Source organism: Stappia sp. TSB10P1A (assembly GCF_900185725.1).
In the GTDB taxonomy this organism is placed as follows: Bacteria; Pseudomonadota; Alphaproteobacteria; order Rhizobiales; family Stappiaceae; genus Stappia.
On the sequence record NZ_FYAU01000035.1, the window covers coordinates 85,580 to 111,463 of the forward strand.

24 protein-coding genes are annotated in these 25,884 nt (G+C 66.8%); 11 read left to right on the forward strand and 13 right to left on the reverse strand.

Annotated elements, in window-relative coordinates:
* Window positions 1–79: 79 nt before the first annotated feature.
* The 4 genes from tyrS to rpsF all read right to left on the reverse strand — a co-directional run bounded on the left by tyrS (window position 80) and on the right by rpsF (window position 3,094).
* Window positions 80–1,333: a tyrosine--tRNA ligase gene (gene tyrS, locus TSB10P1A_RS17710; protein WP_186389275.1), complete on the reverse strand. Its 1,254-nt coding sequence runs from the start codon at window positions 1,331–1,333 to the stop codon at window positions 80–82.
* A gap of 372 nt (window positions 1,334–1,705) precedes the next feature.
* Window positions 1,706–2,290: a 50S ribosomal protein L9 gene (rplI, locus tag TSB10P1A_RS17715; RefSeq protein WP_186389276.1), complete on the reverse strand. Its 585-nt coding sequence runs from the start codon at window positions 2,288–2,290 to the stop codon at window positions 1,706–1,708.
* Between the two features lie 90 nt (window positions 2,291–2,380).
* Window positions 2,381–2,629 (reverse strand): 30S ribosomal protein S18, encoded by a 249-nt coding sequence (gene rpsR, locus TSB10P1A_RS17720; RefSeq protein ID WP_186389277.1) that lies wholly within the window; start codon window positions 2,627–2,629, stop codon window positions 2,381–2,383.
* A gap of 12 nt (window positions 2,630–2,641) precedes the next feature.
* Window positions 2,642–3,094, reverse strand: coding sequence for a 30S ribosomal protein S6 (gene rpsF / locus TSB10P1A_RS17725; RefSeq protein WP_186389278.1), 453 nt, complete (start codon window positions 3,092–3,094; stop codon window positions 2,642–2,644).
* A 398-nt stretch (window positions 3,095–3,492) separates the two neighbouring features.
* Here rpsF and fabD point away from each other — a divergent pair, with 398 nt between their 5' ends.
* The 7 genes from fabD (at window position 3,493) to gmk (ending at window position 10,062) form a co-directional block, all read left to right on the forward strand.
* Window positions 3,493–4,434 (forward strand): ACP S-malonyltransferase, encoded by a 942-nt coding sequence (gene fabD / locus TSB10P1A_RS17730; RefSeq protein WP_186389279.1) that lies wholly within the window; start codon window positions 3,493–3,495, stop codon window positions 4,432–4,434.
* 38 nt (window positions 4,435–4,472) lie between these two features.
* Complete coding sequence (gene fabG / locus TSB10P1A_RS17735; protein WP_186389280.1) at window positions 4,473–5,210, forward strand: 3-oxoacyl-[acyl-carrier-protein] reductase; 738 nt, start codon at window positions 4,473–4,475, stop codon at window positions 5,208–5,210.
* Between the two features lie 292 nt (window positions 5,211–5,502).
* On the forward strand, window positions 5,503–5,739 hold the full coding sequence (locus TSB10P1A_RS17740; RefSeq protein WP_186389281.1) for an acyl carrier protein: 237 nt from the start codon (window positions 5,503–5,505) through the stop codon (window positions 5,737–5,739).
* 60 nt (window positions 5,740–5,799) lie between these two features.
* A complete protein-coding gene (gene fabF / locus TSB10P1A_RS17745; RefSeq protein ID WP_186389447.1) occupies window positions 5,800–7,065 on the forward strand; it encodes a beta-ketoacyl-ACP synthase II in 1,266 nt (421 codons plus the stop codon).
* 155 nt (window positions 7,066–7,220) lie between these two features.
* Window positions 7,221–8,399 (forward strand): endolytic transglycosylase MltG, encoded by a 1,179-nt coding sequence (mltG, locus tag TSB10P1A_RS17750; RefSeq protein ID WP_186389282.1) that lies wholly within the window; start codon window positions 7,221–7,223, stop codon window positions 8,397–8,399.
* A 54-nt stretch (window positions 8,400–8,453) separates the two neighbouring features.
* Window positions 8,454–9,350, forward strand: coding sequence for a YicC/YloC family endoribonuclease (locus TSB10P1A_RS17755; protein ID WP_208987133.1), 897 nt, complete (start codon window positions 8,454–8,456; stop codon window positions 9,348–9,350).
* A gap of 16 nt (window positions 9,351–9,366) precedes the next feature.
* Window positions 9,367–10,062: a guanylate kinase gene (gene gmk, locus TSB10P1A_RS17760; protein ID WP_186389283.1), complete on the forward strand. Its 696-nt coding sequence runs from the start codon at window positions 9,367–9,369 to the stop codon at window positions 10,060–10,062.
* A gap of 9 nt (window positions 10,063–10,071) precedes the next feature.
* Here gmk and rsmA read toward each other — a convergent pair whose 3' ends face one another.
* From rsmA to lptF, 6 genes are all read right to left on the reverse strand, one after another.
* Complete coding sequence (rsmA, locus tag TSB10P1A_RS17765; protein ID WP_186389284.1) at window positions 10,072–10,914, reverse strand: 16S rRNA (adenine(1518)-N(6)/adenine(1519)-N(6))-dimethyltransferase RsmA; 843 nt, start codon at window positions 10,912–10,914, stop codon at window positions 10,072–10,074.
* Window positions 10,911–11,930, reverse strand: coding sequence for a 4-hydroxythreonine-4-phosphate dehydrogenase PdxA (gene pdxA, locus TSB10P1A_RS17770; protein ID WP_186389285.1), 1,020 nt, complete (start codon window positions 11,928–11,930; stop codon window positions 10,911–10,913). Before pdxA ends, rsmA begins: the two co-directional genes overlap by 4 nt.
* A 10-nt stretch (window positions 11,931–11,940) precedes the next feature.
* Complete coding sequence (locus tag TSB10P1A_RS17775; protein WP_208984612.1) at window positions 11,941–12,858, reverse strand: peptidylprolyl isomerase; 918 nt, start codon at window positions 12,856–12,858, stop codon at window positions 11,941–11,943.
* Window positions 12,859–13,263: 405 nt separating this feature from the next.
* A complete protein-coding gene (locus TSB10P1A_RS17780) occupies window positions 13,264–15,705 on the reverse strand; it encodes an LPS-assembly protein LptD (RefSeq protein ID WP_244293172.1) in 2,442 nt (813 codons plus the stop codon).
* A complete protein-coding gene (lptG, locus tag TSB10P1A_RS17785) occupies window positions 15,705–16,811 on the reverse strand; it encodes an LPS export ABC transporter permease LptG (protein ID WP_186389286.1) in 1,107 nt (368 codons plus the stop codon). The genes TSB10P1A_RS17780 and lptG overlap by 1 nt, the downstream gene beginning before the upstream one ends.
* On the reverse strand, window positions 16,811–17,998 hold the full coding sequence (gene lptF, locus TSB10P1A_RS17790) for an LPS export ABC transporter permease LptF (RefSeq protein WP_186389287.1): 1,188 nt from the start codon (window positions 17,996–17,998) through the stop codon (window positions 16,811–16,813). The genes lptG and lptF overlap by 1 nt, the downstream gene beginning before the upstream one ends.
* Window positions 17,999–18,304: 306 nt before the next feature.
* Between lptF and TSB10P1A_RS17795 the strand changes: the two genes are divergently transcribed.
* Window positions 18,305–19,801, forward strand: coding sequence for a leucyl aminopeptidase (locus tag TSB10P1A_RS17795; protein ID WP_186389288.1), 1,497 nt, complete (start codon window positions 18,305–18,307; stop codon window positions 19,799–19,801).
* Between the two features lie 147 nt (window positions 19,802–19,948).
* On the opposite strand, the gene TSB10P1A_RS23905 is transcribed toward TSB10P1A_RS17795, so the two are convergent.
* Entirely contained in the window at window positions 19,949–20,071 is a 123-nt protein-coding gene (locus TSB10P1A_RS23905) for a hypothetical protein (RefSeq protein ID WP_256376471.1), read from the reverse strand.
* Between the two features lie 302 nt (window positions 20,072–20,373).
* Here TSB10P1A_RS23905 and TSB10P1A_RS17800 point away from each other — a divergent pair, with 302 nt between their 5' ends.
* The 3 genes from TSB10P1A_RS17800 to TSB10P1A_RS17810 all read left to right on the forward strand — a co-directional run bounded on the left by TSB10P1A_RS17800 (window position 20,374) and on the right by TSB10P1A_RS17810 (window position 23,169).
* Window positions 20,374–20,823 carry a DNA polymerase III subunit chi gene (locus tag TSB10P1A_RS17800; RefSeq protein ID WP_186389289.1) on the forward strand — a complete coding sequence of 150 codons (450 nt, stop codon included), beginning with the start codon at window positions 20,374–20,376 and terminating at the stop codon, window positions 20,821–20,823.
* Window positions 20,820–21,527 (forward strand): bifunctional 2-polyprenyl-6-hydroxyphenol methylase/3-demethylubiquinol 3-O-methyltransferase UbiG, encoded by a 708-nt coding sequence (locus TSB10P1A_RS17805; protein WP_244293174.1) that lies wholly within the window; start codon window positions 20,820–20,822, stop codon window positions 21,525–21,527. Before TSB10P1A_RS17800 ends, TSB10P1A_RS17805 begins: the two co-directional genes overlap by 4 nt.
* A 154-nt stretch (window positions 21,528–21,681) precedes the next feature.
* Window positions 21,682–23,169: a diguanylate cyclase domain-containing protein gene (locus tag TSB10P1A_RS17810; protein WP_186389291.1), complete on the forward strand. Its 1,488-nt coding sequence runs from the start codon at window positions 21,682–21,684 to the stop codon at window positions 23,167–23,169.
* Between the two features lie 19 nt (window positions 23,170–23,188).
* Here the strand turns inward: TSB10P1A_RS17810 and TSB10P1A_RS17815 are convergent, their stop codons facing one another.
* Both TSB10P1A_RS17815 and TSB10P1A_RS17820 read right to left on the reverse strand, forming a co-directional pair.
* Window positions 23,189–23,887, reverse strand: coding sequence for an HAD family hydrolase (locus TSB10P1A_RS17815; RefSeq protein ID WP_186389292.1), 699 nt, complete (start codon window positions 23,885–23,887; stop codon window positions 23,189–23,191).
* A gap of 20 nt (window positions 23,888–23,907) precedes the next feature.
* Window positions 23,908–25,806: an ABC-F family ATP-binding cassette domain-containing protein gene (locus tag TSB10P1A_RS17820; protein WP_186389293.1), complete on the reverse strand. Its 1,899-nt coding sequence runs from the start codon at window positions 25,804–25,806 to the stop codon at window positions 23,908–23,910.
* Window positions 25,807–25,884: the final 78 nt, after the last annotated feature.

Genomic DNA, 25,884 nt, shown 5'->3' on the forward strand with positions numbered 1-25,884 from the left:
GGGCGATGCCCCCAGAACGACAGACCCCCGGGCGCGCGCGCCCGGGGGTCTGCAGTCGTGTCGGCAGTGGCTTGACGGCTCAGACGGCCTTCAGCAGCACGTGGCGCTTCTTGCCGAGGGAGAGCTTGATGACGCCGTCCTCGACGAGATCCGTCGGCCCAAGAACGCGCTTCTCGTCCTGGGCCACCACATCGTTGACGCGCAGGCCGCCGCCCTTGACCTGACGACGCGCCTCGCCGTTGGAGGCGCACAGGCCTGCCGTGACGAAGGCGGCCAGCAGGCCGAGGCCCGCTTCCAGCTCGCCCTTGGCAACCTCCACCGTCGGCAGGCCCTCGGCCAGCGCGCCTTCCTCGAAGGCGCGGCGCGCGGTCTCGGCGGCCTCTTCGGCAGCCTTGCGGCCATGCGCCATGGCGGTCGCTTCGGTGGCGAGCACCTTCTTCGCCTCGTTGATCTCCGACCCGCCGAGAGCGGCAAGGCGGGCGATCTCGTCGAGCGGCAGCACCGTGAACAGCTTCAGGAAGCGCTCGACATCGCCATCCTCGGTGTTGCGCCAGAACTGCCAGTAGTCATAGGCCGACAGCATGTCCGGGTTGAGCCAGACCGCGCCTTCCGCCGTCTTGCCCATCTTGGCGCCCGAGGCGGTGGTGAGCAGCGGTGTCGTCAGCGCGAAGAGCTCGATTTCCTCCATGCGGCGGCCGAGATCGACGCCGGAGACGATGTTGCCCCACTGGTCGGAGCCGCCCATCTGCACCCGGCAGCCCGTGCGCCGGTAGAGCTCGACGAAGTCGTAGCCCTGCAGCAGCATGTAGTTGAACTCCAGGAAGGAGAGGTGCTGCTCGCGCTCCAGGCGGGTGCGCACGGCATCGCGCTGGATCATCTGGTTGACCGAGAAGTGTCGGCCGACGTCGCGCAGGAACTCGACATACTTGATGCTCATCAGCCAGTCGGCATTGTCGAGCATCAGGGCGTCCTTGGGGCCCTCGCCAAAGGTGAGGAAGTGGTCGAACACCTTGCGGATGCCGTCCTTGTTCTCCTCGATCTGGGCATCGTCCAGCAGCGGGCGGGCGCTGTCGCGGAACGACGGGTCGCCGATCCGCGTGGTGCCGCCGCCCATCAAGGCGATGGGGCGGTGCCCGGTCTTCTGCATCCAGTGCAGCATCATGATCTGGACGAGGGAACCGACATGCAGGCTCTTGGCCGTGCAGTCGAAGCCGATATAGGCGGTGACCGTCTCGGACCGATACAGATCGTCGAGCCCTTGCGGGTTCGAGATCTGATGGATGAAGCCCCGTTCGCTGAGGGTCTTCAAGAACTCCGATTTGAAAGCGGTCATTTCCCTTGTGTCCATTTTGAAAGGGTGTGTGGAAACCCGGACCGCCCGCGCGGGACGCACCGGGCCCGCACCTCTTAGCCGAACTGCTTGCCAAGATCACGGAGAAATCAGGCCGCTGGCGGCTTCATCGCAAAAAGCGCAAGCGGCGGATGGGCTCAGGGACCCGCGAACAAAAAAACGGCCGGACAGGCCGGCCGCTGTGAAGTTTTGCGGGTCGAGGCCGGGCGAGGGTTGGGTCGCGCCGACATCGGAATTTTGGTAGCAGGCGCGGATGACGCGGCAGTGACAGGTTTGCTTGGCGAGCGCAGAACCAAAACAAAAAGGCCCCGCCGGAGCAGGGCCTTCTCGTTCATGGGGCGAGAGAGGAACGGCTCAGAGAGCCTCTTCCTCGCCAGCCTCGGCCTCAGCGGCTTCCTCGCCCTCGGCCTCTTCGTCCTCGTCCTCTTCGAACTCGAACGTGTCCTGCTCGCGGGCGGAGAGATCCTCGCCGCGCGCCTGGCGCTCGGCCTCGTCGGCGGAGCGGGCGACGTTGAGCGTCACCGAAACCTCGACCTCCGGATGGAGGACGATGGCGACCTCGTGCAGGCCGATGGTCTTGATCGGACGGTCGAGGCGAACCTGCGAACGGGCCGAGGAGAAACCGCCTTCGGTCATCACGTCGGCGATGTCGCGGGTCGACACGGAACCGTAGAGCTGGCCGGTCTCGCCAGCCTGGCGGATGACCGTGAAGCTCTGGCCGTCGAGCGTCTTGGCGACCGACTCGGCCTCCGACTTGCGCTCCAGGTTGCGGGCCTCAAGCTGCGCACGCTCGCTTTCGAAGCGCTGCAGGTTGGCCTTGGTGGCGCGCAGCGCCTTGCCCTGCGGCAGCAGATAGTTGCGCGCGAAGCCGTCGCGCACGCGCACCACTTCGCCCATCTGGCCGAGCTTGGCGACGCGCTCGAGAAGAATAATGTGCATTGTCGTAATCCTTTTCGTCTGTCCCGCGCCTGGCGCGGTTAGGGACGGCCGGCATGCCGGCCTGTCCCAGCCGATTGGAACGTCGCGATCTTACTTGATCACGAAGGGCAGCAGGCCGAGGAAGCGGGCGCGCTTGATGGCACGCGCGAGCTCGCGCTGCTTCTTGGCCGACACCGCGGTGATGCGGCTCGGCACGATCTTGCCGCGCTCGGAAATGTAGCGCTGCAGGAGGCGGATGTCCTTGTAGTCGATCTTCGGCGCGCTGGCGCCGGAGAACGGGCAGGTCTTGCGACGGCGGAAGAAGGGGCGGCGCGTCGGAAGCTGTGCGATATCGACCATTGCGTTTGCTCCTTATTCGTCGTCGAAGCGGCGGGGGCCGCGATCGCCGCGGTCACGGCCGCCGCGATCACCGCGGTCACCACGATCACCGCGGTCGCCACGCTCACCGCGCTCGCCACGGCCGCCGCGGCGGTCGTCACGGTCGCGCTTCTGCATCATCGCGGACTGCTCTTCCTCGTGCTCCTCGACGCGCAGCGTCATGAAGCGCAGGATGTCCTCGTTGATGCGCATCTGGCGCTCCATCTCGGCCACGGCGGCCGGAGAGGCGTCCAGATTCATCAGCGTGTAGTGCGCCTTGCGGTTCTTGTTGATACGGTAGGCCAGCGTGCGCAGGCCCCAGGTCTCCACCTTGCCGACGGTGCCGCCGTTCTCGGAGATCAGGGACTTGTACTGCTCGACCATCTGCTCGACCTGCTGGGCCGAGACGTCCTGGCGAGCCAGGAACACATGCTCGTAAAGCGGCATGAGATGCGCCTTTCTTTTCGTTTCAGTTCCCGGAACCCGGCGCTAAGCCTCTTCGAGCCCTCAAGAAAGGCGGACGAAGCAACTTCGAAGGCGGAGACACGGGAAGACGGGCGGCACTGTGCCGTCCTGCCCGCCTGTCGCCTGCCTCTCCTCTATACTGAAGAGATGCGGGCATGCGGCGGACCTTCCGTTCAGCCCCCGGCCAGAGTTCCGAACGAAGCGTGGCTTATACACCAGTTGCGCGGCTTCGCAAGGCGGAGCGACGGGATTGTGCGCGATTTTTCTCTGCACCACCTTGACAGTGTGTGCCAGCGACGTCTCTTTGCGGCACATTTTGCGACAAGGCGGACGGGCAGACGCGAATCCGGCCGCGCCAAGGGATGTTGGAGCCAGCGCCAATGAGTATCGCATTCACGTTTCCGGGACAGGGCAGCCAGGCTGTCGGCATGGGCAAGGACCTGGCCGACAGCTTCGCCGAGGCTCGGGCGGTGTTCGATGAGGTGGACGAGGCGCTGGGGCAGAAGCTCAGCGAGATCATGTGGAACGGCACCGCCGAAGAGCTGACGCTGACGGCCAACGCCCAGCCGGCGCTGATGGCGGTCAGCCTTGCGGCCATGCGCGCGGCCGAGGCGCGCGGCCTGAACCTTGCCGCGAGCGTTGCCTATGTGGCCGGCCACTCGCTCGGCGAATATTCGGCGCTGGCCGCCGCCGGCACGCTGTCGATCGGCGATGCGGCGCGGCTGCTGCGCATTCGCGGCACGGCGATGCAGCAGGCGGTGCCGGTGGGCGAGGGGGCGATGGCCGCACTGCTCGGCCTCGACTATGCCGAGGCGGCTGCCGTCGCTGCGGAAGCCGCGCAGGGGGAGGTCTGCCAGGCCGCCAATGACAATGCGCCGGGCCAGGTCGTGGTCTCCGGCCACACGGCGGCGGTGGAGCGCGCCATCGAGATCGCCAAGGGGCGCGGTGCCCGCCGCGCGGTGCTGCTGCCGGTGAGCGCGCCCTTCCACTGCGCGCTGATGCAGCCTGCCGCCGAGGCGATGGCCGCCGCCTTCGAGAGCGTCACCTTCAACGCTCCGGCCGTGCCGCTGGTCGCCAATGTGCTCGCAAGCCCGACCAGCGACCCGGACGAGATCCGCCGCCGGCTGGTGGAGCAGGTGACCGGCACGGTGCGCTGGCGCGAATCCATCGAGTGGATGGCCTCGGCCGGCGTCGACACGGCCTTCGAGATCGGCACCGGCAAGGTGCTGACCGGCATGGTCAAGCGCATCTCCAAGGATATGACCGGCATTGCCGTCAACACGCCGGACGATATCGCAGCCCTGCTGGAGCGGCTCGCCTGACAGCAAGGCGCGCATCGCAAGACAAGGAACAAAGACCCATGTTCGACCTGACTTCCAAGACCGCGCTCGTGACCGGCGCCACCGGTGGCCTCGGCGAGGCGATCGCCCGAACCCTGCATGCGCGCGGCGCCACGGTCGCGCTGTCCGGAACCCGCGCCGAGAAGCTGGAGGCGCTGGCCGCCGATCTCGGCGAGCGTGTGCATGTCCTGCCGGCGAACCTCTCCGACCGGGCAGCGGTGGATGCGCTGGTGCCGGCCGCCGAGGCGGCCATGGGCCAGCTCGACATTCTCGTCAACAATGCCGGCATCACCCGCGACAACCTCTTCATGCGCATGAAGGATGAAGAGTGGGACGACGTCATCGAGGTCAACCTGACCGCCGGCTTCCGCCTGTGCCGCGCTGCGGTGAAGGGCATGATGCGCCGCCGCTACGGCCGCATCGTCAACATCGCCTCCGTGGTCGGCGTCACCGGCAATGCGGGCCAGGGCAACTATGCGGCGGCCAAGGCCGGCCTCATCGGCATGGCCAAGTCGCTTGCGCGCGAGGTCGCCTCGCGCAACATTACGGTGAACACGATCGCGCCCGGCTTCATCGAGACCCCGATGACCGACGCGCTCAACGACAAGCAGAAGGAATCGATCCTTGCCACGGTGCCGGCTGGCCGTCTCGGCAGGGCGGAGGAGATCGCCGCGGCGACGCTCTATCTTGCCAGCGAGGAAGCGGCCTATGTGACCGGCGAGACGCTGCACATCAACGGCGGTATGGCTATGATTTGACTTGGCAAACCCGGACGGAGCGGGCCCTGTGGAACTGGCGTTTCGCAGCTTGGCGCGCCGGCTGGTCAAGCCCCATAAAGTGTGTTACGAACCCGCCGGCCAGCGAACCCGTTCACGAATGATCGGCGCTCGGGCGCGGCCTGTCCGGCCGGCCAAGGTTGCCGGCTCGGGCATGGTGCGGGCTGGATCCCATTCGCCTCGTTCCGGCATCGCGTTCCGGAGATCGGGTACGAGGTGCGGCGCTGAGCGCTGAACTAGCGAAAACCGTTGGAAGCAACTGAGGAATTCTGAAATGAGCGACATCGCGGATCGGGTAAAGAAGATCGTTATCGAGCATCTCGGCGTCGATGCCGACAAAGTTGCCATGGAGGCGAGCTTCATCGACGATCTGGGCGCCGACAGCCTCGACACCGTCGAGCTGGTCATGGCCTTCGAGGAAGAGTTCGGCGTGGAGATTCCGGACGATGCCGCCGAGACGATCCTGACCGTCGGCGACGCCGTGAAGTTCCTGGAAAAGAACGCCGGCTGATACAGTTTTCCGCATCGGGCGGGCTTCGTGTCCGCCCGACGCGCCAGATACAGGTTCATGATGAGGCGAGTAGTCGTTACCGGCCTTGGCATGGTCACGCCCTTGGCGTGCGGTGTCGAGGAGAGCTGGGCCAGAATTCTCGAGGGCAGGAGCGGGGCCTCCCGCATCAGCCATTTTGAGGTCGACGATCTCGCCTGTCAGATCGCTTGCCAGATCCCCCGCGGAGACGGGTCGGACGGAACCTTCAATCCGGACGACTGGATGGATCCGAAGGAACAGCGCAAGGTCGACGAGTTCATCATTTTCGGCATGGCGGCCGCAGAACAGGCGATCCGCGACAGCGGCTGGACCGCGAAGTCGGCGGAAGACCAGAATCGCGCCGGCGTCCTGATCGGCTCCGGCATTGGTGGCCTGCAGGGCATCGAGGCCACTGCCCATGTGCTGCGCGACAAGGGTCCGCGGCGCATCTCCCCCTTCTTCATTCCCGGCCGGCTGATCAATCTGGTCAGTGGCTATGTCTCCATCCGCCACGGCCTGAAGGGGCCGAACCACGCGGTGGTGACGGCCTGTTCGACCGGCGCCCATGCCATCGGCGACGCGGCGCGGCTGATCGCGCTGGACGATGCCGACATCATGGTGGCGGGCGGAGCAGAGTCGCCTGTCTGCCGTCTGTCGCTGGCGGGCTTTGCCGCCGCGCGGGCGCTGTCGACCGGCTTCAACGATCGCCCGGAAGCCGCCTCGCGGCCCTATGACAAGGATCGCGACGGTTTCGTCATGGGCGAGGGCGCCGGCATTGTCGTGCTCGAGGAATACGAGCATGCCAAGGCGCGCGGCGCGACGATCTATGGCGAGGTGGTCGGCTATGGTCTTTCGGGCGACGCCTATCACATCACCGCTCCGGCTGCCGATGGCGACGGCGCCTATCGCTGCATGCAGGCGGCGCTGAAGCGGGCCGGCCTTGCCGCGTCGGATATCGACTATATCAACGCCCATGGCACCTCGACGCCGCTCGGCGACGAGATCGAACTCGGCGCGATCCAGCGGCTGGCCGGCAACAACGCGGCGCGGCTGACCATGTCCTCGACCAAGTCGTCGACCGGCCATCTGCTGGGAGCCGCCGGCGCCATCGAGGCGATCTTCTCGTTGCTGTCGATCCGGGACGGCATCGTCCCGCCGACGATCAACCTCGACAATCCGTCCGTCGACACCGAGATCGACCTGGTCCCGAAGGTGGCCAAGCGGATGACCGTCGACACCGCGCTGTCGAACTCCTTCGGCTTCGGCGGCACCAACGCATCGCTGGTGTTCCGCAAGGTCGCTGCCTGACAGGAGCTTCCGCCGCCGGGCGGGAGCAGGATGTCTGTTCCGCCGGCGCAACTGGTCCGCACTTGCGCCGGGAAGCCCAGTCTTTCCCGGTTTGGCCATAATTTCGGGCCAAGTGGCGTGTCCATTGCCTCGATCAAAAGGACCGGACAGGACAGATGACCGAGACGCCAGGCCGAGAGCCCGATACCGCCTCCCGCGAGGAGGACGCGCCCTATCGCCCGAATCCCAAGAGCCCGCGCGAGGCGATCCAGCCCGAGCCGGCTCCGCCGCCGCCGCTGCGCTCGCGGCATGTCCGCAATCCGTTCGTCATCGTCATCAATGCGCTGCTGTCGCTGGCCCTCTTGGTGGTGATCGGCACGGGCGCATTGCTCTATTGGGGCAAGGCGGAGTTCGACTCGCCCGGACCGCTGACGGTCGAGAAGACTGTGATCATTCCCTCCGGCAGCGGCTTGCGGGTGATCGCCGACACGCTGGAGAACCAGGGTGTCATCGAGGATTCCAACGTGTTCTGGGCCGGTGTCCAGGCCTACAAGAACGCCGCCCGACTGAAGGCCGGCGAATATGCCTTCGCGCCGGGCGTCTCGATGCGTCAGGTGATGGAGGACCTTGTCGGCGGCAAGGCGGTCTACCACACGGTGACGGTGCCCGAGGGCTGGAGCAGCGCCCAGGTCGTCGCCCGGGTGCGTGAGCATCCGGTGCTGACCGGCCCGCTTGACGAGATCCCTGCGGAAGGTTCGCTGCTGCCGGAGACCTATACGTTCACGCGCGGCACGACGCGGGCCCAGATCATCCAGCAGATGAAGGACGCACAGGCGAAGGCGCTGGCCGACATCTGGGATCGGCGCACGGAAGGTCTGCCCGTCGAGACGCCGGAGGAACTGGTAGTGCTGGCCTCCATCGTCGAGAAGGAGACGGCGCGGGCCGACGAGCGGCCGCGGGTCGCCGGCGTCTTCGTCAACCGTCTGCGCCAGCGCATGCGGCTGCAGTCCGATCCGACCATCCTCTATGGGATCTATGGCGGTGAGGCCTGGCTGCAGGATCGCTCCGCGATCACCCGCTCGCAGCTCGACACCCGAACCCCCTACAACACCTATCAGATCGACCGTCTGCCGCCGGGACCGATCGGCAATCCGGGGCGCGCGGCGATGGAGGCGGTGGCCAATCCCTCGCGTACCAAGGATCTTTACTTCGTGGCCGACGGCACGGGCGGACACGTCTTCGCCGAGACCTACGAGCAGCATCAGCGCAATGTCGCGCGCTGGCGCCAGGTGGAGCGCGAGCGCCGGGAGCGGGAAGCCCAGGACCAGCCCGCGAGCAGCGGCAGCGGCGGTTGATCTCGAGGATGGCGAGAGCCGCGGTTTTCCGGGTCGCTTGAGACAGGTGGTGACATGGCACGTCCGCTTTCCAGCATGACAGGTTTCGGGCGCGCCGAAGGTGCCTTTGGCGTGGCCCGCTGGACCTGGGAACTGCGCTCGGTCAACGGCAAGGGTCTCGACCTGCGCATGCGCCTGCCGAACGGGCTGGAAGAGCTGGAAGGCGTCTGCCGGGAAGCAGCCGGCCGCCATCTGACGCGCGGCAATGTCACCATCGGACTGAGCTACCAGCGCAGTCAGGGCGAAGCGGTGCCGCAGATCAACGAGGCGGCGCTCAACGCGGTTCTCTCCGCGCTGGAGACCGTACGGCGACGGCTGCCGGACGCGGCCCCCGTCGCGCTTGACGGCATCCTGGCGCAGCGCGGCGTCATCGAATGGAAGGAACCGGAAGAGGTTCCGGCCGAGCGCGAGGCGATGCTGGGGGCGCTGAAGGCGTCGCTGGACAGCGCGCTCGAGGAGCTTGTCCGCATGCGCCGCAGCGAGGGGGCGGCCATCGCCACCGTGCTGCGCGGCCAGCTTGCGACCATTGCCGAGCTGACCCGCCAGGCCGAGGCCGCGCCCTGCCGGGCGCCGGAGGCGATCCGCGCGCGGCTGGCGGCGCAGGTCGAGGCGCTTGTCGGCAGCAGCATGGCGCTCGATGCGGCACGGCTGCATCAGGAGGCGGCGCTGCTCGCCACCAAGGCGGACATTCGCGAGGAACTGGACCGGCTTGTCGCCCATGTCCAGGCGGCGACCGAACTGCTCGACGCCGGCGGGCCGGTCGGGCGGCGGCTCGACTTTCTGGCTCAGGAGTTCAATCGCGAGGCCAATACGCTGTGTTCCAAGTCGAACGGAACGGAGCTGACGGCGATCGGGCTGGAGCTGAAGACGGTCATCGACCAGATGCGCGAGCAGATTCAGAACCTGGAATGACGGGGACGGGGCGGGCATGACGACACGGAATGGCGGAACGGTGGTCACCTCCAGGGAGGCGGAGGCGCGTCGGCGCGGGCTGATGCTGGTGCTGTCCTCTCCCTCGGGGGCGGGCAAGTCGACCATCGCGCGCCAGCTTCTCGATCGCGAGAAGACCAGCCTCACGCTTTCGGTCTCGGTGACGACCCGGCCGCGCCGGTCGAGCGAGATCGAAGGGGTGCACTATCACTTCATCTCGCGCGAGCGTTTCGAACAGATGCGCGATCGCGGCGAACTGCTCGAATGGGCCGAGGTGCACGGCAATTATTACGGCACGCCGCGCGATCCGGTCGAGGAGGCGCTGGCGGGCGGGCGCGACGTGCTCTTCGACATCGATATCCAGGGCACGTTCCAGCTCTACGAGAAGATGCGCTCCGATGTGGTGTCGCTGTTCATCCTGCCGCCGTCCATCGCCGAGATGAAGTCGCGCCTGCACCGGCGGGCGGGGGATGCCGAGGATGTCATCCAGCGCCGCCTGAAGACGGCTGTGGGCGAGATGAAGCATTGGCAGGACTACGACTATGTGATCGTCAACGACGATCTGCAGACCGCCTTCGAGGGGGCCTTGTCGATCCTGCGCGCCGAACGCCTGCGGCGCGAACGCAGCCCCGCCATCGGCCCGTTCATCGAGGGCATGGTCGAGGATCTGAAGCGCGAGACAGGCGAGGCCTGAGCGTCTCGCTTATCCGTTCGCGAAAGCGTTGGCGAGTTTCACGAAATCGGCAATGTCCAGTTGCTCGGCGCGCTGGGTCGGCGCGATGCCGGCTGCGGCAATGCGCGCCTCCGCATCGGCGGCCAGCGGCTTGAGGCTCGCCCGCAGCATCTTGCGGCGCTGGCCGAAGGCGGCGGCCGTGAGGCGTTCGAGCGCGGTCAGATCGCAGTCGAGCGGCGCCTTCCGCGGGGTGAGGTGGACAATCGCCGAGGTCACCTTGGGCGGCGGCGTGAAGGCCTTGGGTCCGACCTCGAACGCCAGCGTCGCGTGGCAGCGCCAGCCGGCCAGCACGCCGAGGCGGCCATAGGCCTTGCTGCCGGGAGCGGCAACGATGCGCTCGGCCACTTCCTTCTGGAACATCAGGGTGAGCGATTGCCAGGCCGGCGGCCAGCACGGGCTGGTGATCCAGTCGACGAGAAGCTGGGTGCCGACATTGTAGGGCAGGTTGGCGACGATCTTCAGCGGCCCGCCATCTGCGATGCGCTCCAGATCGATTGTCAGCGCATCCGCTTCCAGGATCTCCAACCGGCCGGGATAGCGCGCGGCGATCTCCGCCAGCGCCGGCAGGCAGCGCGGGTCCTTCTCCACCGCCACGACGCGCCTGGCGCCGGCCACCAGCAGGGCGCGGGTGAGGCCGCCCGGCCCGGGGCCGACCTCCAGCACCGTGCAATCGCTCAGGTCGCCGGCGGTGCGGGCGACCTTAAGCGTCAGGTTGAGGTCGAGCAGGAAGTTCTGGCCGAGGGATTTGCGGGCCTGCAGGTCGTGGATGCGGATGACATCGCGCAGCGGCGGCAGGTCGTCGATCTGGCTCATTCGATCAGGCCCGGATCGGCGAGCACGGCGGCAAGCCGGACCGCAGCGGCGAAGCTGTCGGGCCGGGCGCTGCCGGTGCCGGCGATGCCGAGGGCGGTGCCGTGGTCGGGCGAGGTGCGCACGAAGGGGAGGCCGAGGGTGACGTTCACCGCCTCGTGGAAGGCGAGCGTCTTGGCCGGAATCAGCGCCTGGTCGTGATACATGGCCAGGGCGCAGTCATAGCTTGCACGGGCTTCGGCATGGAACATGGTGTCGGCGGGCAGGGGGCCGCGAACATCGATGCCCATAGCGCGCAAGCGCGCCACCGCCGGGGCGATGATCTCCTCGTCCTCGTAGCCGATCGTCCCGCCTTCGCCCGCATGCGGGTTGAGGCCGGCGACGGCAATGCGCGGCGCGTCGATGCGGAAACGCCGCACCAGGTCCCGGTGGACGATGCGCCCGACATCGACGATGAGGTCGCTGGTCAGCACCTTCGGCACGTTGTGCAGCGGGATGTGGACGGTGACCGGCACCACCAGCAGGTCGGGACCGGCCAGCAGCATCACCGGGGTCGCGTCCTGCGCTCCCGCGCGCCGCGCCAACTCGCCGAGATACTCGGTGTGTCCCGGATGGGTGAAGCCGGCGTCGTAGAGCGCTTTCTTGTTGATCGGGTTGGTGACGAGGCCCGCCGCGCGCCCCTGCTGCGTGTCGGCGACGGCGCGGTCGATCGAGGCGATCACGGCGGCAGCGTTGGCTGGATCGGCAACCCCCGGACGATCCGGTATCTCGTGGCCGATCGGCACGACGGGCAGGCGCTCGCTCCAGGCTTCCAGCGCCTCCTCCGGCGTGACCTCGGCAATGGCCACATCCAGCCCGAGACGGATCGCACGGGCGGTGAGGAAGGCCGGATCGGCCAGGATGTAGAAGGGAGGAAGCTCGCGCTGGACGCGGCTCATCCAGGCGGCGAGGGCGACATCGGGACCGATCCCGCCCGGATCTCCGAGGGTGACGGCCAGAGGGCGGAGGCTGGTGCGCATGCCGGGCGGCTCAGCGATAGTCGATGATGGCGCGACCGCGCAATTCGCGCAGGTAACGCCGAGAGAGCTGTTCGCCTTCCTTGTTGCGCAATTCGTCCTCGATCTCCATGCGCGCCGCCGCATTGCTGGCGATTTCGCGCTTGTCGCAGACGGCGAAGACCTCGAACCCTTTCGACGTGTCCTCGGGTGCGGTCACCTTGCCGACGGCGGTCTTGTCCAACTGCGTCTTGACGGTGGGCGGCAGCTCGGTCTCCAGGCGGGTCACCATCGGCATCACCACCACCTCGCGGAACTCGCTGGCGAGCGCCTGGGCCTCGTTGCAGGACGAGAAGCGCGAGCGGAACGTGTCGACATCGCGGCGGCGCTGGCTCTTGTTGGCGGCGGAGGTCTTGGCGGGGACCACGAAGACGATCGGCTGGATGCGATATTCCATGCTGGTGTCGCTGCTCTTGTCCTCCTGCTTGCGCAGGGCGGCGATCACGTCGGATTCAGAAATGCGCACCTCTGCCTGGAAACGGGCGCGCAGGAGCTGCGTCCAGGCGATCTCTGCCTGGATGCGGCGGCGCATTGTGTCGGCCTTGATGCCCGACTGCCCAAGCGCCTGTGTCAGTTGCGAAGGCGTCAGCTTCACGCGGGTGGCAAGCGTCGCATAGGCGTCGTCAACGTCGGCCTTGCTGATCCGGATGCCGGCGCGTTCGGCCGCGTCCATTTTCAGGACCTCGTCGATCAGCTCCTCGGTGGCCTGCTTGGCGCCGCCGCGGCTGCCGGTCAGGCGCAGGAGCTGGGCCCGCTGATTGATGTCATAGGTGGTGATCGGCTTGTTGTTGACGATCACCTTGATGGCGGTCTGCGCGGAAAGCGGTCCGCCGGAAACGGTGGCGGCGATCAGAAGCGCCAGGCCCGCGAGCATCCAGCGTTTTGCAGTCATTCATTCCCCCTGTCGTCGCGTCGAGTATCGCCGCGTCCAGTGTCATCTCGTCCCGTCGCCTATGCTGGCGGTCTTCCGCCTGTCCCGCACGGCCTTGCGGACGTGGCGAGGTTTGCGTGGCGATGGCGAGGGGCGCGTGCACCTGCCCCTGGCCCGGACGGCTTCACAGTTCGTCCAGCCGGACTGCTGTGACACCAGAAAACGGCCAAAATCCGTCGATGCGACAGCATTCCGTAAGTGCCAGCGGTCCGCATTCCAGAATATGCATCCCGGAGTTGCGGGTCCGGGAGCAAGTGCCGGAAGCAAAGGGGCCACCAGTGAACCCATGTTTCCAGTAAGGCTTGTCAACTCGACATCTGAACTGGCGCTCGCGGCCGGCCGGGGACAAACGTCAAATGCGCCCTACTAGTTGCTTCCGGTGGTCGAGAACTGAGTATCGCCGAGCGTGCGCAGCCCAAAGCGGAAATAGAGCAACGTATCCGTCGTCTGGCCGTTGTTGCGGCTGCGGTCCTGCGAATAAGCGAAGGAGAGCGAGAAGCCCTCGTCGTCATAGCCGATGCCGAAGCTGTCGCGCACCATGTTCCGCCGCTCCAGATCGTAGCGGATCGAGCCGAACACGCGCCAGTTTTCCTGGAGCCGCAGGCTGGCCGAGCCGATGATCTCCTCGCGCGGAGTAGTGATGCCGAGGTTGGGCTGAGCCGAAAGATAGGCATAGGCGAGGTTGCCGGTGACGGGACCGTAGATGCCCGTTGCCTCGACCTGGCCGCGACGCACCGAGAAACTCTTGTGGTCGAAGCGGGCCTGCGCGCCGAGACGGAAGCCGTGTCGGGTGTCGAAATAGAGGCTGCCGACATAGTCGCTGTAATTGGTGGCAAGACCTGAACTGGTGGTCGCACCGAGAATATCGGCCTGCTTGAAGGAGTTCGTGCCGGCCAGATGGAAGGAGCGGCCGAACAGGGCGCTGATATTGTAGCCCTGGTCGAGGTTCAGGCTGTATTTCAGGCCGACATTGGCGCGGGTGCCGCCTTCGCTGCGGTCGAAGCCGGAGAACTTGTCGTATTCGAACAGGGTCGTGGAATCGAAGACGATGCTCTGCGCGTCCTCGTTGGGCAACTCGCCGATGCGCGTCTCGCCGGGGCGCACGATCACCTGGGCCACCGGCTCGAAGATCTGGTGGCCGCCCTGGAAGGTGCCGATGAACGGGAAGCGGTAATCGATGCCGACGGCGGGCATGACACGGCCGACGAAGCTCTCGTCGGTCATCGCCGCGACGTTCTTGTCCTGCGAGGCGAGGAAATAGAGGTCGCCCTTCACATAGGCGAAAGGCGTGAACACCTGGCCGAAGGAATCGATCAGGGTCGAGCGCCATTCGGTCTCGAGGCTGGCGCGGGTGAAGGTGCCCTCGACGCCGCGGAAGCGGGTGACGCCGCCGATGTTGATGGCGTCGGTCTGGTCGCGCGTCAGGCTAGTGAGATTGCCGGTCATCGACAGTTCGCCGCCGGCGATCGGGTTCTCGAAGATGTAGTTCCAGTCGAGCACCGGATGAACGAAGGGCTGCTTGTCCTGCAGGCGACTGCCGACGGGCAGGAAGCCCGGCGCGTTGAAGCCCGGCAGCGCGGCATAATCCTCCTGCGAGATGCGGAAGGCATAGGCGCGCAGATCGAAACGGTTCCGCTCGGTCTGGCCGGTCAGATAGAGCTTCGACACATCGCTGGCATTGCCGAGCGAGGCGAACTTGTAGTCGCGCAGGAACGAGCGGTCGGTGCGCCAGGACAGGTCCCAGCCCCATTTCCAGCGCTCGTTGATGTCGAACTCGCCCTCCGAGGCGATCACGCCGCGGAAACGGCGATCGCCGCTGGTCGTGACGTATTCGCCGGGCTGCGCCTGGAAGATGCCGGCGCCGTGGATCGAATAGGCGCCGTCGATCAGCTTCTGGCGCCAGTCGAACTGACCGAGCACGCCCTGCTTGGTCAGCGGTGTGGCGGAGAGCAGCAGGTCGCGGGACTGGTCGATGGCGAAGTAATAGGGAATCCGCATGCCGGCCCCGACCCGGCTGCCATAGACGAAGGAGGGGATCAGCAGGCCCGACTTGCGCTTCACGCTGGGGTCGGGCAGCGACAGATAGGGCAGGTAGACGAGAGACTTGCCGAAGAACTCGAAGGAGGCCTTCTCGAACTCGATCGTCTGTTCCTGCTGGTCGTGGACGATGGTCTGCGCCCGGATGCGCCACAGAGGCGGCTTTTCCGGCGGATTCTGGTCGCTGGTGTAGACCGTGTAGAGACCGTTGTCGAAGGTGGTGCGGTTGCCGTCCTCGCGCCGCGCGCCATCGGCCAGAAAGCGGGTCCGCTCCGGCGTGTCGAGCTGCAGCGCGCTGGCGAAGCCGTCGCGCAGGTCCTCGGACAGGTCCATGGACGCGGCCCGCAGGACATTGCCGGTCGGCTCCGTCAGGCGGACATTGCCGCTGGCGCGCAGGCGGTTGTTGCGGCGGTCGAAATCGACGCGCTCGGCCTCTACCGTGTTGCCGCCATAATAGATCTGCACATTGCCGACGGCCGAGATGATGTCCCGGTCGAAGTCGTAGCGCAGCTCATCCGCCTCAAGCAGCAGCGGCTCGGCCGGATCGACCTGCGCGCCGAGCGAATCGAAGGCGCTGCTCTGGGCAAGGGCGGGACGCGGCGGCAGCGTGACGGCGAGGCCGAGGGCCAGTGCCAGCGCCGTACCCGACAGCAGCGTGCCGGCGAGCATCGAGGCGCGCAACGAGCGCGCACGCGGGGATGCGCCCGCCCGGCCGGCGCGGCGCGGGCAGATCTGCCGATCGGTCATGCTTGCAGGAACGGCCAAGACCATCAGCCGTCCTCCAGGTGCAGGAGGATCGTGATCCCCATCAAGACTCCAAACACTCCAGGTGCCCACGCGGCAATGACCGGAGGCACGATTCCCGCGCCACCCAGGTCCTTGCCGAGCTCCGACAGAACGTAAAGCACGAACCCGGCGAGGATTCCACCCAGAATCAGGCGGCCGATACCGCCCATTCTGGAAACCCTGAGGGAAACGCAGGCCGCGATCAGCACCATTGCGGCCAAAAGTGCGGGTCTTGCCAGAAGTGTCTGATATTGAAGCGAATACCGATATGCGGGCAATCCTGCGCGCTGTGACAATTCGATCACACGCGGAAGGTCCCAGAAACCGATGGATTCGGGTGCCGCGATGCTCTCGCGGACCTCTGTCGGCGTCAGGTAGGTGGAGACCGCGTAGCTCTCATGGGTGCTCGGATCGCTGCCGGTCGTATAGACCGTCGCGTCCGCCAGGCGCCATGTCCGGTCTCCCAGCGCCGCCTCCGCCGCCTCGATGCGCTCCTGGAACCGGCCCTTCCGATCGAAGGTGAACAGGGTCACCCCCAGCAGCCGCTCTCCGGAGTTGAGGATCTGCTTGGCGTGCAGAACGGATTCGCCCTCGGAACCATCCTGCCGCAGCCAGATGTCGCCGGTCGTCTGCAGCAGGAAGTTCTGCTCGCGGCCGAAGATGCCGGAGGCGAGTTCGTCCGACTGGGTGCGCAGGGTGACGGCCAGCGGGTTGTAGACGAGCACCGCACTGATGCCGATCAGCAGGCCGACGACAAGGGCAGGGGCCGTGAACTGCCAGACGGAGACACCGGCGGCCCGGGCAACGACCAGTTCCAGCTTGCGGCTGAGGCCGAGAAAGGCGGCGATGGCGCCGAACAGGACGGTGAAGGGCAGCACCTGTTCCATCAGTTGCGGAACGCGCAGCAGAGAGATGGCGCCGATCCGCAGCAGCCCGGCGCCCTCATGGTCGCCCGCCCGGCGCAGCAGTTCCAGCGCGTCGAAGATGAAGATCAGCACCGCGGCCAGCAGGAACAGCCCGAGAATCGCGCTGACGAAGCGCAGGGCAAAATAGACCGCGAGCGTGTGGCCGGAGCGCAGGGACGACAGCATCAGGCGGCGCCCCCCTGCTGCTGGCCCTGAAGCCGGGCGACCAGGGCCTCGATCCGCTCGCCGATGCGCTCGGCGAGGCTGCCGATCGCCGCCATCCAGCGAGGCTTGCGACCCATCGCGACCATCCAGCCGACCAGGACAATGGCACCGAGCGGCAGGAGATAGAGGGCGAAACGGGCCGCCGGCATGCTGGGAACGAGGGTCAGGATGCCGAAACCGCCGGTGCGCAGGAGGATTGCCGACACCAGCGCTGCCAGCGTTGCGGCGTGGCGGTTCTGCCGGGTGGTCTTGGGCTCGCCGGCGAACAGGAAGATGATGAGCGCAAAGGCGAGCGGATAGAGCGGCTGGCTCAGCCGGTCGTGCAGTTCGGCGATCAGCCGGGTGCGGTTCTCGGCCGCGTAGACGTCTTCAGGGTCCGGCGACAGCAGGTCGAGGGTGGAGCGTTCGCTCGCCTTGTAGGTGGAGACGGTGCTGGTCGGCACCATGCTCGACAGGTCGAAGGCGTAGGACTGGAAGCGGACGATCGAGATGCTGCCGTTGCCGCGATTGCGCCGCTGGATCGTGCCGTCCTGCATCACCAGCAGCGTGCGGTCGGCGGCTTCGACGATTCGCCCGCGCGCGGCTTCATAGGTGAAGACCGTGTCCTCGGCCCGCTCGTCATGCATCAGGAGGCCTTCCAACTGGCCGTCGCCGCCGCGGTTGCGGATATGGAAGGTGAGGCCGTCCTCGATGCCGATGAAGCGGCCCGGCCGGACGATGTTGGCGACAAGGTCGACGCGCACCTGGGTGATCTCGTCGCGCAGGGCGGCAAGGCCGGCGGGAGCCAGCAGCAGCGACAACGAGGCGCTGAACAGGCTGATCACGGTGGCGAATACCAGAATCGGGCGCAGCAGAATCGCGCGCGAGGCGCCGGACGCGTTGATGACGATCAGTTCGCTGTCGTTGGACAGGGTGTTGAGCACCACCAGCATGGCGATCAGCAGCGCGAACGGCGCCATCGCCTGCACCAGGAAGGGCATGGCCAGCATGGTCATGCCGATGAACTGGACGATGGTCTGGCCTTTGGCGGTGACGAGGTCGAGCTGGCGCAGCGCCTGCGTCGCCCAGACGACGCCGGCCAGTGCCGCCAGCGTCACCAGGAAGACGGCTGAGAGCCGCCGGAAAACATACCGCTCGAACGTTGTCATCAGGTCCGCGTCACGTAAGCCCCTGGGGGCTTCTGCCACAAAGTCGTCGGCCGCTACAGAGGCATTGGTGTTGGGGCGGCAGCCGCGGCCCGCGTCATCGTGCGGCCGGCCGGGCGCCGGTCCGCATCCGATTAGGCGGCAGTTTAGGTAAATACTCCGAGAAGAAAAAGGGTTAACCGGAGATTACCTGGTGACGATGCCGGGCAAGGACGCTTGCCGAGCGGAGAAACAGGTCCCATTCTAGGCGCATTCCGCGATTTCCGGCGGCCCGGATATCCATCATCCCGCCAGACATGAGGTTTCCCCTTGCTCCCCAAGATCTCTTTCGCAAAGTCCGCCGCGCCGCAAAAGGGCGTGGCCGTCCTCCTCGCCGACGACATGCTGGCGACCGGCGCCAGCGCGGCCGGCCTCGGCGAGGGGCTGCAGGACCTCATCCGGCGCGCGGCGGAAGCCGCCGGCTTTTCCGGCAAGTCGAAGACGGTGCTGGACCTGCTCGCTCCGGCCGGCCTCGGCGTCGATCGGTTGCTGGTCGTCGGCCTCGGCAAGGCAGATGCGGTCTCCGGGCTCGGCGACACCGATTGGGCGGCGCTCGGCGGCACCGTGATGGGCAAGCTCGGCAAGGCGAAGGTGGCCGAGGTGCTGCTGGAGGTGCCGGCCGGCACCGTTGCGGCCGATCACGCCGCCGCCTTCGCGATGGGCATGAAGCTGCGCGCCTATGTCTTCGACCGCTACAAGAGCAAGAAGGGCGACGACGAGGAGGCGAGCGGTTCGGTCAAGGTGTCGCTGCTGGTGGACGATGCCAAGGCGGCGAAGAAGGCCTGGGCCGATGCGGATGCGGTGAGCGAGGGCACGCTGCTTGCCCGCGACCTGGTCAATGAGCCGGCCAACGTGCTGACAACGGTCGAGTTCGCCCGGCGCGCCAGCGAGCTTTCCAAGCTCGGCGTCGAGATCGAGATCCTCGACGAGAAGGCGATGAAGAAGCTCAAGATGCACGCGCTGCTCGGCGTGGCACAGGGCTCTGAAAGCCCGCCGCGGCTGGTGATCATGCGCTGGAACGGCGGCAAGAAGGACGCGGCTCCGCTCGCCTTCATCGGCAAGGGCGTCGTCTTCGACACCGGCGGCATCTCGATCAAGCCGGCCGCCTCGATGGAGGACATGAAGGGCGATATGGGCGGCGCCGCTGCCGTCACCGGCCTGATGCACGCGCTGGCCGCCCGCAAGGCCAAGGTCAATGCCATCGGCGTCATTGGCCTCGTCGAGAACATGCCGGACGGCAAGGCGCAGCGGCCGGGCGATATCGTCACGGCGATGTCGGGCGCCACCATCGAGATCATCAACACCGATGCGGAAGGCCGCCTCGTGCTGGCCGACGCGCTCTGGTACACGCAGGACCGGTTCAAGCCGGCCTTCATGATCAATCTGGCGACGCTCACCGGCGCGATCATCATCGCGCTCGGCAACCATCACGCCGGCATCTTCTCCAACAACGACGAACTGGCCGCGCGGCTGACCGAGGCCGGGCTCGCCACCGACGAGAAGGTCTGGCGCCTGCCGCTGTCGAAGGATTACGACAAGCTCATCGACACGCCGAACGCGGACATGAAGAACACCGGCGGCCGCTCCGCCGGCTCGATCACCGCCGCGCAGTTCCTGCAGCGCTTCGTCAACGACGTGCCGTGGGTGCATATCGACGTCGCCGGCACCGCCATGGGCAGCCCGAAGACCGATCTCAGCAAGGGCTGGGCCTCCGGCTTCGGCGTGCGGCTGCTCGATCGTCTGGTCCGCGACCACTACGAAGGCTAAGGTCGCTGCCCGGGACCGCGGGAGAAGCCTTCCGTGGTCCCAGGCCCCGCCGCAGGTGCTGCAAGAGGATGCGCGGGGGCCGCAGTGGCGGACACAAAAAACCCGCCTTGCGGCGGGCTTTGTCGACCGGCGGAAGCAGGTCGGATGTCAGCAGGTCTTGTAGGCTTCGCAGTCACTGGCAGTCGGCTCGACAACCACCGTCCCCATCGCCGTGGTCACGCCCGCCAATCCGAGCACGAGACCGAAAAACAAAGCAATCCGCACAGCCATCGAATGTCTCCCGTTGCCCCGGCTCCGTTACGGCTCTACCGTCCCGCCTGTCGCTTCCATGAGACCCAACCTAAACTCGGTCCTGCCGGTTCCACTGTGATGGCGACCACAGGACGGACGGGTCGGAGGCGCACACGGCGACGGCCGAATCGGCCGGGTCCGGCCCGCTCGTCACTCTGCCGGGCCGAAGTTGGGAAACCGTTAATCGTGAATCACTGGCAAATCAAAGCCCGTTTCTCGTCCCACGGCACTTCGCGCCGGGGCTGTTGCATGGGTGCCGCAGTGCACACATGGGGGGCCGCGTGAGCGAAGTCCTGTTCTATCATCTGACCCGCAGGCCGCTCGAAGAGGTGCTGCCGGGGCTTCTGGAAACCTGCCTGACCCGCGGCTGGCGTTGTGTCGTCCAGACCGGCTCGCGGGAGCGCTGCGAGGCGCTCGATTCGTGGCTGTGGACCTATCGCGACGACGCGTTCCTGCCGCATGGGACGTCCGCCGACGGCCATGCCGCAGCGCAGCCGATCTATCTGACGGACGGTGAGGAGAACCCGAACGGCGCGGTGGTGCGCTTCCTCGTCGACCGGGCGAGCCCGCCGGACCTCACGCCCTATCAGCGCGGGGTCTTCCTGTTCGACGGGCAGGACCCGGAGGCGGTCGCCGACGCCCGCCGGCACTGGAAGGCGATGAAGGACGCCGGCCACGACATCACCTACTGGCAGCAGAACGAGGCCGGCCGATGGGAGAAGAAGGCATGAGCGGGGAAGGTCCGAACAAGGCGGGCTTCATGGACCGGCGCGATGCCGCGCGCGAGCGGCTCGACGGGCTGTTCGGTGCCAAGGGCGGCAAGCGGGAGGATCGCTCCGCCTGGTTCGATGCGGTCTACGAGACCGCCGACGGCGATGCAGCGGCGGTACCCTGGGCGGACCTTGCTCCCAAGGCGGAACTGGTCGACTGGCTGGAGACGCATCCGGGCGAGGGGCTGCTCGCCGTCGACGTCGGATGTGGGCTTGGCGACAATGCCGAGGCGCTGGCGCAGGCCGGCTACCGCACCACCGGTTTCGATCTGTCGCCGAAGGCGGTCGGGTGGGCGCGGCAGCGCTTCCCGGACAGTGCCGTCGACTACCGCGCCGCCGATCTTTTCGACCTGCCGGCGGACTGGATCGGCCGTTTCGATCTGGTGCACGAGTGCTACACGCTGCAGGCGCTTTCGGGCGAGTTGCGCGTGCGCGCCTTCACCGCCGTCGCCTCTCTCCTTGCTCCCGGCGGCCGGCTGCTGCTGCTGACGCGGACAGCACCAGAGGCAAGCACGCCCGATGGGCCGCCCTGGCCGTTGGCGCTTTCCGAACTGGAGCGCTTCTCGTCGCTCGGACTGGAGCATATCGACCGCCATGCTTACGATATCCTCAAGGGTGAGCGCGTCATTCCGCATGTCCGCGACGTTTGGCGGCGGGTGGGATAAGTCTTTTTCTCCCGGCGCCCAGCCGGCGCTGGCGAGCCTGCCGAATCGCACTAGGTATTAGTGTCAGGGCTTTATGTTTTGCCGTCCGGCCTCAAGATCCTGCATCTATCTAGCTGTTGATGACGGCTGAGACGACGGCACCAGATGGATCAAGATGATGGGGCAGGGCGAGGCTCGGAACGCTGTTAAGCCACGCAGGGTTCTGCATCCGCTCGTCACGCGTGGTCAGATCTGGTCGATAGCTGCCGCGACCGGTCTCTTCTTCGCCGTTGCGCTGGGGCTCGTGCTCATCGTGTCCCATGTTGTCCTGTCGATGCGCCAGACCACCAACGACATAGACGATCAGCGCGCCATCGCTGCGGCGAGCGCCGCGGTCGCGGCGTTGGAGCGGCGCCTGTCGTTGATTGCGCTCGACAATGCGGAGTGGGACGAGGCGTATGACGCGGTCCTTTCCGAGCGCGGTCATGACTGGATCCGCGAGAACTGGGGAGGGCCGAGTACCGATTATCCTGTTTATGATGGGGTGGTCGTATTCGGCAGAGATCTGTCGATGATGTCCGCCTACCTCAAGGGAGCGGCCTTCGCCCCGCCAGGTGGTGCGGATCGGACGATGGTGGAGTACGCGATCAGCGCGCAGCGCTCGGACGCGGCCGTTGCCGGTCTGATGCGCGTCGGCGACGAGATCGCCGCGGCAGCCGCGATGACCATACGCCCGTTCTCGGCGCCAGCTCCCGAGGGACCCGGGCCGGTCCTCATCCTGTTCAAGCTCGTCGATGCGTCGATCCTCTCGATCATGTCCAACGACTATCAGATCGCCGGTCTGACCCTTGGAGAGGAGAGGGCGCCGGACAGTCTCAACCTTGCCCTTGAGGATGGCTCCGGGCAGGTGCTTGGCTATCTCTCATGGCCCAGCCGTAAGCCCGGCGATCAGGCGTTCGACGATCACCGCTCGCTCCTTGCGCTGGCCGGCGCGACGCTGGTCGTATTCCTGGCGATGGTGCTGGCGGCCGGTTTGCTGGAATCGTTGCGCCTGCGGCGGATTGCAACCGCGGCCGAATACGAGGCGAAGCGCGACAGGCTCACCGGCACGCTCAATCGCAGCGGATTTCTGGACATGCTGGATACGCTGGCGGCGCAAGCTTCGCCGACCCGGCCGCTGTCCCTTCACATGCTGGATCTCGACGGCTTCAAACAGGTCAACGACACCTGGGGGCATGCGGTCGGGGACATGCTGATCGCGGCCGTGGCAGTCAGGCTCGCCGGATTCGGGGGGCACTTCGTCGCCACCGGCAGGCTGGGTGGCGACGAGTTCGCGCTGGCCCAGACGCAGATGCCCGTACAGGTACCGGAACGCAAACCGGCCCAGGCTTTGACAGAGACAGACCCAGAGACGCAGCCGATACCGCCGGAGATGCTGGCACAGCGGGTGGTCGATGCCTTCGCCCGTCCCTTCACCGTCGGTAGCCGCGAGTTGCGCGTCACCGCCAGCATGGGGCACGCCTCGATCACCGAACCGATCGATCCGGCCGAGTTGATGCGTCGTGCGGATGTGGCGATGTACCGGGCCAAGGCAGCGGGCAAGTTCCGGGCGCTGGAATATCATCCGCAAATGGAGCAGACCTGCCAGCCGCCGCCCTGTTGAGTTCGCGCGGCGCCGTATGTCACCCCAGACGCGACAGCAGTGCCCGCAACTCTCCCAGATGCGCCACTTGGTGGAAGCGGTCTCGGCCGGCCGGCGTGTCGGCCTGTTCCAGCGCCCAGGTGATCTCGTAAGGCACATGGACGCCGTGGCTGCCGGCATCGAGTGCCGGCACGATGTCCGACTTCAGCGAATTGCCGACCATCATCGCGCGCCCGGCGCCGTCGCCGTGGCGGGAAAACAGCGTGCGATAGGTGTCGACGGTCTTTTCCGGCACGATCTCGACCGCATCGAAATGCTCGGCCAGTCCCGATTCCGCGATCTTGCGCTCCTGGTCGAAGAGGTCACCCTTGGTGATCAGAACGAGGCGGAAATTGCCGGACAGGGCGGCCAGCGTCTCCTCCACATGCGGGAGCGGTTCCACCGGGTGGGAGAGGATGTCGCGGCCGGCCTCGAGGATCTGTCCGATCACCGAGGCGGGTGCCTTGCCTTCGGTCACCTCGATGGCGGTCTCGATCATCGACAGGGTGAAGCCCTTCACGCCATAGCCGTAAAGGCGCAGGTTGCGGCGCTCCGCCGCCAGCAGGCGTTCCGTCAGGTTCTCCGGATCGCTGTAGTCGGCAAGCAGGCCGGTGAACCGCTCTTCCGTCAGGCGGAAATTGCGCTCGTTGTGCCAGAGCGTGTCGTCGGCATCGAAGCCGATGGTCGTCAGCGTCACCATGATCGTTCCTCGCGCAGCCCTCAGCCGTCTTCCAGTTCGGTCGACAGTTCCAGCCACTGCTCCTCCGTGCGGGTGAGCTTCTTCTCCAGATAGGCCCGCTCCTTGGCGAACTTCGTTGCCCGTTCCGCATCCTTGCGGAAGAAGTCGGGATCGGCCAGCGCCTCGTCGAGCTTGCCGATTTTTTCCTGCAGGCGGGCGATTTCCTTTTCCGCCGCCTGGATCTCCTTGCGCAGCGGGGCCTGGCGGGCGCGCCGTTCGGCCGCCGAGCGGCGCTTGTCCTGGGCCTTGCGTTCGTCCTCGGTCTCGGCGGGGGCAGCGCTTTTTGCCGCGTCGCGCCCGTTGCCGCGCTCGGCCTTGTCCTTCTGCAGGATGAGGCGGCGATAGTCCTCCATGTCGCCGTCGAAGCTGCGCACGCCGCCGTCGGCGACCAGCCACAGCCGGTCCGCGCAGGCCTCCACCAGGTGGCGGTCGTGCGAGATCAGGATCACCGCCCCGTCGAACGCGTTGACCGCCTGGATCAGCGCCTCGCGGCTCTCGATGTCGAGGTGATTGGTCGGCTCGTCGAGGATCAGGAGGTGCGGTCCATGGAACGTCGCCAGGCCGAGCAGCAGGCGCGCCTTCTCGCCGCCCGACAGGTCGCGCGCCGGCGTCTCCATGCGGCTGGTCGGCAGGCCGAAGCGGGCAACGCGGGCGCGCACCTTCGCCTCCGGCGCGTCCGGCATCAGTCGGCGGACATGGGCGACGGGACTGTCGGCGGGCACCAGTTCGTCGAGCTGGTGCTGGGCGAAGAAGGCGACCTTCAGCTTGGTGGCGCGGGTGATCTCGCCGGACTGCCGCTCCAGCCGCCCGGCGATCAGCTTGGCGAAGGTCGACTTGCCGTTGCCGTTGGAGCCGAGCAGGGCGATGCGGTCGTCATTGTCGATGTTGAGCGACAGGCGCGACAGGATGGTCGTGTCGCCATAGCCGACGGCGACATTCTCCAGCCGGATGATCGGCGGGGCGAGCCGGCCGTCCGGATCGGGGAAGGAGATCGGCAGCGCGTCCGTCTCCACCACCGCGGCGATCGGCTCCATCTTCTCCAGCATCTTCAGCCGCGACTGCGCCTGGCGTGCCTTGGTCGCCTTGGCGCGGAAGCGGTCGACGAAGGCTTGCATGTGCTTGCGCTGGGCTTCCTGCTTCTCGCGGTTCTTCTCCTGCAGCAGCAGCGACTCGCGCCGCTGCCGGTCGAAGCTGTCATAGCCGCCGCGATAGAAGGTCAGCTTCAACTGGTCGAGATGGACGATGGAATCGACCGCCTTGTTGAGCAGGTCGCGGTCGTGGCTGATCAGCAGCACCTGGTGCGGGTAGCGGGCGATGTAGCTTTCCAGCCAGAGCGTGCCTTCCAGGTCGAGATAGTTGGTCGGCTCGTCGAGCAGCAGGAGGTCCGGCTCGGAGAACAGCACGGCCGCCAGCGCCACGCGCATGCGCCATCCGCCGGAAAAGGACGAGCAGGGCCGGGCCTGCGCCTCGGCGTCGAAGCCGAGGCCGGCGAGGATGCGCGCCGCGCGTGCCTCCGCCGTATGGGCGTCGATATCGGCAAGCCGGGTGTGGATCTCGGCGATGCGCAGCGGGTCTGTAGCCGTCTCGGCTTCCTGCAGCAGGCGCGCGCGCTCGGTGTCGGCGGCCAGCACCACCTCGACCAGCGTCTGCTCCGTGCCTGGCGCCTCCTGCGCCACCTGGCCGATGCGCAGGCCCTTGGGCACGCGGATCTCGCCGCTTTCGGGCGCGGCCTCGCCGGTGATCAGGCGGAACAGGGTGGACTTGCCGGCGCCGTTGCGGCCGATGAAGCCGGTCTTGGCGCCCGAGGGCAGCAAGACGCTCGCCCGCTCCAGCAGCGTGCGTCCGGCAATCCTGTAGGTGAGGTCGGTGATCTGCAGCATGGGCGGATCAATGGCCGGAAATGCCTGCCTGCGCAAGGGGGAGGAGAGGGCGAGGGCAGGTCGGCGAAAGGCCGATTG

Bases quoted from the DNA above. Each gene is read 5' to 3' on its own strand.
- tyrS (WP_186389275.1), bottom strand. From the start codon at position 1,333: ATGACCGCTTTCAAATCGGAGTTCTTGAAGACCCTCAGCGAACGGGGC.
- rplI (WP_186389276.1), bottom strand. From the start codon at position 2,290: ATGCACATTATTCTTCTCGAGCGCGTCGCCAAGCTCGGCCAGATGGGC.
- rpsR (WP_186389277.1), bottom strand. From the start codon at position 2,629: ATGGTCGATATCGCACAGCTTCCGACGCGCCGCCCCTTCTTCCGCCGT.
- rpsF (WP_186389278.1), bottom strand. From the start codon at position 3,094: ATGCCGCTTTACGAGCATGTGTTCCTGGCTCGCCAGGACGTCTCGGCC.
- fabD (WP_186389279.1), top strand. From the start codon at position 3,493: ATGAGTATCGCATTCACGTTTCCGGGACAGGGCAGCCAGGCTGTCGGC.
- fabG (WP_186389280.1), top strand. From the start codon at position 4,473: ATGTTCGACCTGACTTCCAAGACCGCGCTCGTGACCGGCGCCACCGGT.
- TSB10P1A_RS17740 (WP_186389281.1), top strand. From the start codon at position 5,503: ATGAGCGACATCGCGGATCGGGTAAAGAAGATCGTTATCGAGCATCTC.
- fabF (WP_186389447.1), top strand. From the start codon at position 5,800: ATGAGGCGAGTAGTCGTTACCGGCCTTGGCATGGTCACGCCCTTGGCG.
- mltG (WP_186389282.1), top strand. From the start codon at position 7,221: ATGACCGAGACGCCAGGCCGAGAGCCCGATACCGCCTCCCGCGAGGAG.
- TSB10P1A_RS17755 (WP_208987133.1), top strand. From the start codon at position 8,454: ATGGCACGTCCGCTTTCCAGCATGACAGGTTTCGGGCGCGCCGAAGGT.
- gmk (WP_186389283.1), top strand. From the start codon at position 9,367: ATGACGACACGGAATGGCGGAACGGTGGTCACCTCCAGGGAGGCGGAG.
- rsmA (WP_186389284.1), bottom strand. From the start codon at position 10,914: ATGAGCCAGATCGACGACCTGCCGCCGCTGCGCGATGTCATCCGCATC.
- pdxA (WP_186389285.1), bottom strand. From the start codon at position 11,930: ATGCGCACCAGCCTCCGCCCTCTGGCCGTCACCCTCGGAGATCCGGGC.
- TSB10P1A_RS17775 (WP_208984612.1), bottom strand. From the start codon at position 12,858: ATGACTGCAAAACGCTGGATGCTCGCGGGCCTGGCGCTTCTGATCGCC.
- TSB10P1A_RS17780 (WP_244293172.1), bottom strand. From the start codon at position 15,705: ATGGTCTTGGCCGTTCCTGCAAGCATGACCGATCGGCAGATCTGCCCG.
- lptG (WP_186389286.1), bottom strand. From the start codon at position 16,811: ATGCTGTCGTCCCTGCGCTCCGGCCACACGCTCGCGGTCTATTTTGCC.
- lptF (WP_186389287.1), bottom strand. From the start codon at position 17,998: ATGACAACGTTCGAGCGGTATGTTTTCCGGCGGCTCTCAGCCGTCTTC.
- TSB10P1A_RS23905 (WP_256376471.1), bottom strand. From the start codon at position 20,071: ATGGCTGTGCGGATTGCTTTGTTTTTCGGTCTCGTGCTCGGATTGGCG.
- TSB10P1A_RS17805 (WP_244293174.1), top strand. From the start codon at position 20,820: ATGAGCGGGGAAGGTCCGAACAAGGCGGGCTTCATGGACCGGCGCGAT.
- TSB10P1A_RS17810 (WP_186389291.1), top strand. From the start codon at position 21,682: ATGATGGGGCAGGGCGAGGCTCGGAACGCTGTTAAGCCACGCAGGGTT.
- TSB10P1A_RS17815 (WP_186389292.1), bottom strand. From the start codon at position 23,887: ATGGTGACGCTGACGACCATCGGCTTCGATGCCGACGACACGCTCTGG.
- TSB10P1A_RS17820 (WP_186389293.1), bottom strand. From the start codon at position 25,806: ATGCTGCAGATCACCGACCTCACCTACAGGATTGCCGGACGCACGCTG.